The sequence below is a fragment of the Desulfococcus sp. genome (assembly GCF_050178255.1).
Lineage (GTDB): Bacteria > Desulfobacterota > Desulfobacteria > Desulfobacterales > Desulfococcaceae > Desulfococcus > Desulfococcus multivorans.
On the sequence record NZ_JBFXGG010000151.1, the window covers coordinates 1 to 6210 of the forward strand.

Annotated in this window: 6 protein-coding genes; all 6 read left to right on the forward strand. The window is 53.9% G+C overall.

The features are described 5' to 3' along the window. Positions 1 to 102 precede the first annotated feature (102 nt). Entirely contained in the window at positions 103 to 834 is a 732-nt protein-coding gene (locus AB7S84_RS16025) for a hypothetical protein (RefSeq protein ID WP_428155720.1), read from the forward strand. A 15-nt stretch (positions 835 to 849) separates the two neighbouring features. Further along, positions 850 to 1998 (forward strand): AAA family ATPase, encoded by a 1149-nt coding sequence (locus tag AB7S84_RS16030; RefSeq protein ID WP_428155722.1) that lies wholly within the window; start codon positions 850 to 852, stop codon positions 1996 to 1998. Continuing rightward, positions 1995 to 2609: a DUF4276 family protein gene (locus tag AB7S84_RS16035; RefSeq protein WP_020875277.1), complete on the forward strand. Its 615-nt coding sequence runs from the start codon at positions 1995 to 1997 to the stop codon at positions 2607 to 2609. The genes AB7S84_RS16030 and AB7S84_RS16035 overlap by 4 nt, the downstream gene beginning before the upstream one ends. A 561-nt stretch (positions 2610 to 3170) precedes the next feature. Continuing rightward, positions 3171 to 3578 (forward strand): (deoxy)nucleoside triphosphate pyrophosphohydrolase, encoded by a 408-nt coding sequence (locus AB7S84_RS16040; RefSeq protein ID WP_428155725.1) that lies wholly within the window; start codon positions 3171 to 3173, stop codon positions 3576 to 3578. Position 3579: 1 nt separating this feature from the next. Further along, positions 3580 to 5805: a DUF3427 domain-containing protein gene (locus AB7S84_RS16045; protein ID WP_428155727.1), complete on the forward strand. Its 2226-nt coding sequence runs from the start codon at positions 3580 to 3582 to the stop codon at positions 5803 to 5805. An 87-nt stretch (positions 5806 to 5892) separates the two neighbouring features. Continuing rightward, positions 5893 to 6210 (forward strand): hypothetical protein (locus AB7S84_RS16050; RefSeq protein WP_428155729.1); only part of this gene is annotated, 318 nt, incomplete at its 3' end.

The window sequence follows — 6210 nt, forward strand, 5'->3', positions numbered from 1 at the left end:
TTTTCAGCGTTTTCACGCCGCAGGTAACAACTTGACTTAATGTTTTCATGAATGTTATTGTTCAATGGTGCATAGCCCCACCGAGACGATATCGTCCGTCGCGTGCGCAAGGTCTTAGAAATTCTCTGGAAGGACAAAGCCTACGAGATGGAGATGGAAATCTGCGATATCCTCGGCGTCTCCGAGCTTCGAGACTATTTCCGCAAACCCGCAAAGTTCTTTCAGGATCACTTGAAGCGTTATTCCAAAGGCCGCCACAAGGCCCCGATTTACTGGCCGCTGTCGACGGCCTCGGGGTCCTATACCATCTGGATTTGTCATCACCGTTTGACCGACCAGACCCTCTACGCCGCAGTCAACAAGCACGTCAAGCCCAAGATCAGCGAGATCAAGCGCGGCCTCGCCCATGTCGAAGAAGAATTGAAAGCCGCTTCCGGTCGAGAGGCAACCCGGTTGCGCGACCGGCTGAATGAAACACAGACATTCCTCGGTGAGCTTCGTGATCTGCCCGAGGAGCTGGTTCGGATCGCGGCGCCTCCCTGCAAACCTGACCTCAACGACGGCGTGATCATCAACGCCGCACCGCTAACCGGTCTTTTCAACCTGAGATCATGGGCGAACGACACCAAAAAGGTTTGGGACAAATTGGAAAAGAGCGCCTATGACCGGACGCATCTCACCTACACGATATGGCCCGACCAGGTGCGGGACGTCTGTAAAAAGGACCGTTCCATCGCTATCGCACACGGGCTTGAGGAGCTATGCGAGGTGGAAAAGCCCGCTTCCAAAAAGAAAGGCGGCCGCAGTCGTCGCAATAAGAAGGAAAAATCCTGATACAGGAGGAATATAATGTACAAAATTAACCGGATTAAAATAGGCGGTTTCAGGCGGTTGCTGAAAGTCGACCTGCCGGTGCGGCCGTTTATGGTGTTGATCGGCGCAAACGGGGTCGGTAAGACATCTTTTCTTGATGCCTTATCCATCCTGTCCGCTTCGGCATCAAGCAATCTAAACAGCATGTTGTCGCAATTCGGCGGTATCGCGAACCTTCTGACCCGCGGCAAGAGTGAAGATCTGTCATTCCTTGTGGATATGACGGTTCCCGGTCACGAGCCGCTTGAATATGAACTGCGGCTTGCACCAAAGGGTACAGGGTATTCCATCTCCAGGGAATTGTTGTCTCAGAAGCGGCAAGGCTTCAATAATCCTTTTCGACACATCGAATCGTCGGACGGTGATATCCGATACTACGAAACAGAGGAAAACCGTCTCGTCCGTCCCGATTGGGAACACAACCCCTTGGAAACATCACTCTCGCAGGTTCCGAAAATGTTTCGGCAACCGGAGGAGCTGCGGCGTATTCTGGCGACGGCCACACAGTATCACGTGCTGGATGTGGGGCCCCGAGCACCGGTTAAAATGCCCCAGCCCATGAAGCCGGCGACATTGCCCGGACCCGACGGCGGCGATCTGGTGCCTTATCTTTATTACCTGCGTGAAGGCGACAGAGAAAGATTTGAAATTATTATAGATTCGATTAGAACGGCTTTTCAGGATTTCGAAGAACTGAGCTTCCCGCCAGTGGCGGCGGGCATGCTGGCGATGACCTGGAAAGACAAACAATTCAACAAGCCGATCTACATGAATGAACTTTCGGAAGGCACGCTTCGTTTCCTTTGGCTTGTATCATTGCTTCAAAGCCCGAACCTGTCAACGATCACCATGATAGACGAGCCGGAAGTCAGCCTGCACCCGGAATTATTGAGCCTGCTCGCCGATTTGATGCGGGAGGCGTCCAAGAGAACCCAGTTGATCGTGGCCACCCATTCCGACCGTTTTATCCGGTTTTTGAATCCGGATGAGGTGGTGGTCATGGATGTTGATGATGATGGCTGTGCGACAGCGACATGGGCCGATTCAATGGATCTTGACCAATGGCTGGCCGAGTACAGTCTTGACGAAGTATGGCGGATGGGGCGGATGGGGGGCCGGTCATGAAAATATCCATCATCGTCGAGGGCAAAACCGAAAAGGCGTTTATTCCGTATCTCCGGAATTTTTTGAAAAACCGTCTGACCGGCGACAATCCCAAGTTGGATGTTTTTCCCTACGACGGCCGAATCCCTAAAGAAGATAAATTAAGACGGGTTGTGGAAAACCTTTTGGGAGGAAGAAAACCCGCGGACCATGTGATTGCACTGACGGATGTCTACACCGGCACAACCCCTCCCGATTTCACCAATGCACAAGACGCCAAAACCAAAATGAGGCAATGGGTGGGAAATGAACCGCGTTTTCATCCCCATGCCGCTCAATATGATTTCGAGGCATGGCTCTTGCCTTACTGGCCCACAATTCAAAAATTGGCGAAGCACAACAGGGCTGCACCCGGCGGCAACCCCGAGACGGTGAATCATCATAATCCGCCGGCACATCGAATCCGGGATATTTTCGAGATCGGCAAATGCAGAGACCGCTATGTCAAGCCCCGCGATGCGGCACGAATTCTTCGTGAAAACGATTTATCGACGGCGATCAACCAATGCACGGAACTGAAGTCTTTTATCAATACAATTCTGACCATTTGCGGAGGAACGGTGATTCGATGAAACGTTTTTACCTGCTTATATTATTTGGGCATTTTTGACGTTTGCGGCCGGCTGCCCGCTGTTTTTGAGGACGCTCCATGAAATTCACCGCCTTTCTTCATAAGAAACTGATCGACCTGCTGAACGACCGCTGCATTGTGATCTGGTATGACGCCGGGGGTGATTTCAAAATCTTCACCGACTTTCGTTCAACGCCCCGAACTGCGAGCTGCTGCTGCGATCGGAGGTGACGACTATCCCTGCCATATCTATCCAACGAAGATTCCTGATGAGCCGTTTGAACGTGTGCATGCCGGCGATATCATCGGACGGCTTGAACTGTCGAACCGGATCGAACAGGTCCCCGGCCGTTTCGGTCAATGTTTTTCAGGATTCGTAGGGCTTGACCCTGGAAAAGCGGTCCGACTTGCGGTATGATTTTGTAACAGTACCATAACGGTATTGGCGAAATGTATTGTCGCGGCCTGACCGTGCGAGAAGCCGCCGGATTGCAGACTTTCCGGGACTATGACTTTTTTGAAGCTGAAGCACCACGGCCGCAGCAGCATGTTCAGGTGGGGAATGCCTAAAGTGACCGGACAACATATTCACGTGACGTGTGCTATCATCGAGCGTGACGAGCTTGTGCTTGCCGCTCAGCGCAGCGACACCATGAGTCTTCCGTTGAAATGGGAATTTCCCGGCGGAAAGATCCGTCAGGGCGAATCTCCGGAAGCGTGTCTTATCCGGGAAATAGACGAAGAGATGGGTGTGAAGGTTGTCATTGCCGGCCCCCTCAAGCCGTCTACACATCGGTATCCTTCCGTAACGGTGACCCTGTACCCGTTTATCTGTTACCTGAGGAAGGAAGAGCCGGTGCCGCTCGAACATGCCGCCCTGCAATGGCTCCCTCTGGATCAGCTCCACACCCTGGACTGGGCTGAGGCCGACATGCCCGTACTGGCCGAATATTGCCGGCTGCGGAGATGAAATGACGCATACGCCGCCTGCCCCAGGCCTTTACGATGCCCTGCTGGATAGTGCCCTGCAGAAAATCCTGGCCGCAAACCCCGAGTTGCGAGCCGTTCTTGAGAAGATCGACAGCGAGGAACAACCGGCGCGCTACGCCGCCTTTGTGGCAAAGATTCTTGAACAGGCCCTGCGCTGCGAGGCTGACCCCGGGAAGCGATTGGCGCTTTGCAACCGCATCATCGGGATGTTGGCGGATAAGGCTGGAATAGGCCATCTGCATAATCATAAACTGGTTGTCGCCCCTAAGTCTCTGCTCCTTGAAGTCACACCACCGCATTATGGTCGGCCCGGTATCCCTCGACCCCAGACCTCCATTGTTGAAAGCAGCCTCTTTACCGGTTCCTCCAGGGAGCCGCAGCTGGTGCATGAGCTGTTGGAGGAGATGCGCTCTGCCGACGAGGTCGATATCCTGATCTCATTTATCAAATGGTCCGGCCTGCGATTGCTGATGCCGGGATTCGAGGATCTGCGGGAACGCGGTGTGCCGGTCCGGATCATCACGACCTCCTATATGGGCGCCTCCGACGCGCCGGCAGTGGAATGGCTGGCGGCCATGCCCAATGTTCGGGTGCGGATTTCCTATGACACCAACCGGACCAGACTCCATGCCAAGGCCTATCATTTCAAGCGGCTCTCCGGTTTTTCCACCGGCTATATCGGTTCGGCCAACATGGCCCATGCAGCGATGACCAGCGGCCTGGAATGGAACCTGAAGGTAACCGCTCAGGATATGATCCATATCCTTGAAAAGTTCAGTGCCGAGTTTGAGACCTATTGGAACAGCCGTGAATTCATCCCTTTCGATCCCGGCAACCCCAACCCCTTCCGCCAGGCGATTGCCCAGGCCCGCAACATCGGCACCCAACAAGCCGCCGTCTTTTTTGATCTACGCCCTCACCCTTTTCAGGAACGCATTCTGGAAGCCCTGGAAAGGGAGCGCGTCATCCGCAGCCAATATCGGAACCTGGTGATCGCCGCTACCGGTACCGGCAAGACGGTGATCGCGGCTTTTGATTACAAACGGTTCAGGGAATTCAAAAAGCAGCAGGCCCGCCTGCTGTTCATTGCTCACCGCCAGGAAATCCTTCAGCAGGCCCTGGCAACCTTCCGCAACGTGGTCCGGGACCACAACTTCGGCGAACTGCTGTCCGGCCCCTATCGGCCGGAACGGTTGGACCACCTGTTCTGTTCGGTGGGGATGCTCACGAGCCGCCGGTTATGGGAACAGGTCGGCCGCGATTTCTACGACTATATCGTCATTGACGAGGTACATCACGGCACCGCTGCAAGTTACCGACCGCTCTTCGAACATTTTTCCCCGGAGATATTGCTGGGTTTGACGGCAACCCCGGAGCGGATGGACGGCGGCAATGTCGCTGCCGACTTCGGTAATCGGTTTGCCGCTGAAATACGGCTTCCCGAGGCCCTGGAGGAGAAACTGCTCTGCCCATTCCATTACTTCGGGGTGGCCGATCCGGTGGCGATCAGTGAAGACCGTTTCTGGAGATACGGCCGCTATGACGAAAATGCGTTGGAAAAGGTTTATACCGGCTCCCACATCCAGGCCAGGCAGCGTCTCGATGTCGTGCTGGCTGCCCTTGAACGATACGAATCGGACCTGGAAACGGTCAAAGGGGTGGGTTTCTGCGTCTCCATCAAACACGCGCGATTCATGGCCGAGATGTTCAGAAAACGGGGCATCCCGTCAGCCGCCTTTGTCTCCGACGTGGGCAGCGCCGACTGTGCCGTTTTGCTCGATAACCTGAAATCCGGCCGTCTTGCCTTTCTGTTTACCGTTGACAAGCTGAGTGAAGGCGTGGACTTGCCGGACAAAAAGGCCTATGCGCTGTTGATCACCTTTCAGAAGACCGAAAAGGAATTCTCCCCAAGCACCATGTATGCTGACTATCCCATCAGCCGGGAACTGCTGCATTGGGAGTCTCAATCGCAAACCACCCGGCAATCGAAGACCGGGCGGAACCTGGTTGACCACCAGGCACAGGGTTACACAATTCTCGTCTTTGCGCGCGACCGGAAGAAACGTAACGGCTGTACCGTGCCCTTCATGTTCCTTGGACCGGCGGAGCGGGTGAGCCATGAAAGCGAACGGCCGATCAAGATGGTTTGGCGCCTGCGGTATCCAATGCCGGTGGATATTTTTGAAGAAAACAGGCGTGGTGGGTGATCACATCATAATGAATTGATGTAAACTTTTCATGGGTAATCATCGTCTAATTGTCATATTGTGACTGTTCAATCTGGAGGCATAGATATGAGAGAAAGATATTACGGTTTTTCAATGTATGGGGTTGCGACACTACTGATTATTTTATTTGGATTTTCTTTGTTGACGACCTCGCACGCATTTGCCGATCGGGGAGACAAAGGAAACGGCCGCCACAAGGAATGGCAGAAACATCAGGAGGAAATGGACCGGGAAGATCGCAAGCATTATGAGGAGCAGGAGCGTGAAGCCAATAAGCACAGGAATGAAATGGACCGGGAAGATCGCAGGCATCATGAGGAGCAGGAGCGTGAAGCCTGGAAACATGAACGTGAGCAGGAGCGTGACGTCCGTAAAAACTGGAAA

Coding starts and splice junctions, on each gene's coding strand:
- AB7S84_RS16040 (WP_428155725.1), top strand. CDS start 3,171: ATGCCTAAAGTGACCGGACAACATATTCACGTGACGTGTGCTATCATC.
- AB7S84_RS16045 (WP_428155727.1), top strand. CDS start 3,580: ATGACGCATACGCCGCCTGCCCCAGGCCTTTACGATGCCCTGCTGGAT.
- AB7S84_RS16030 (WP_428155722.1), top strand. CDS start 850: ATGTACAAAATTAACCGGATTAAAATAGGCGGTTTCAGGCGGTTGCTG.
- AB7S84_RS16035 (WP_020875277.1), top strand. CDS start 1,995: ATGAAAATATCCATCATCGTCGAGGGCAAAACCGAAAAGGCGTTTATT.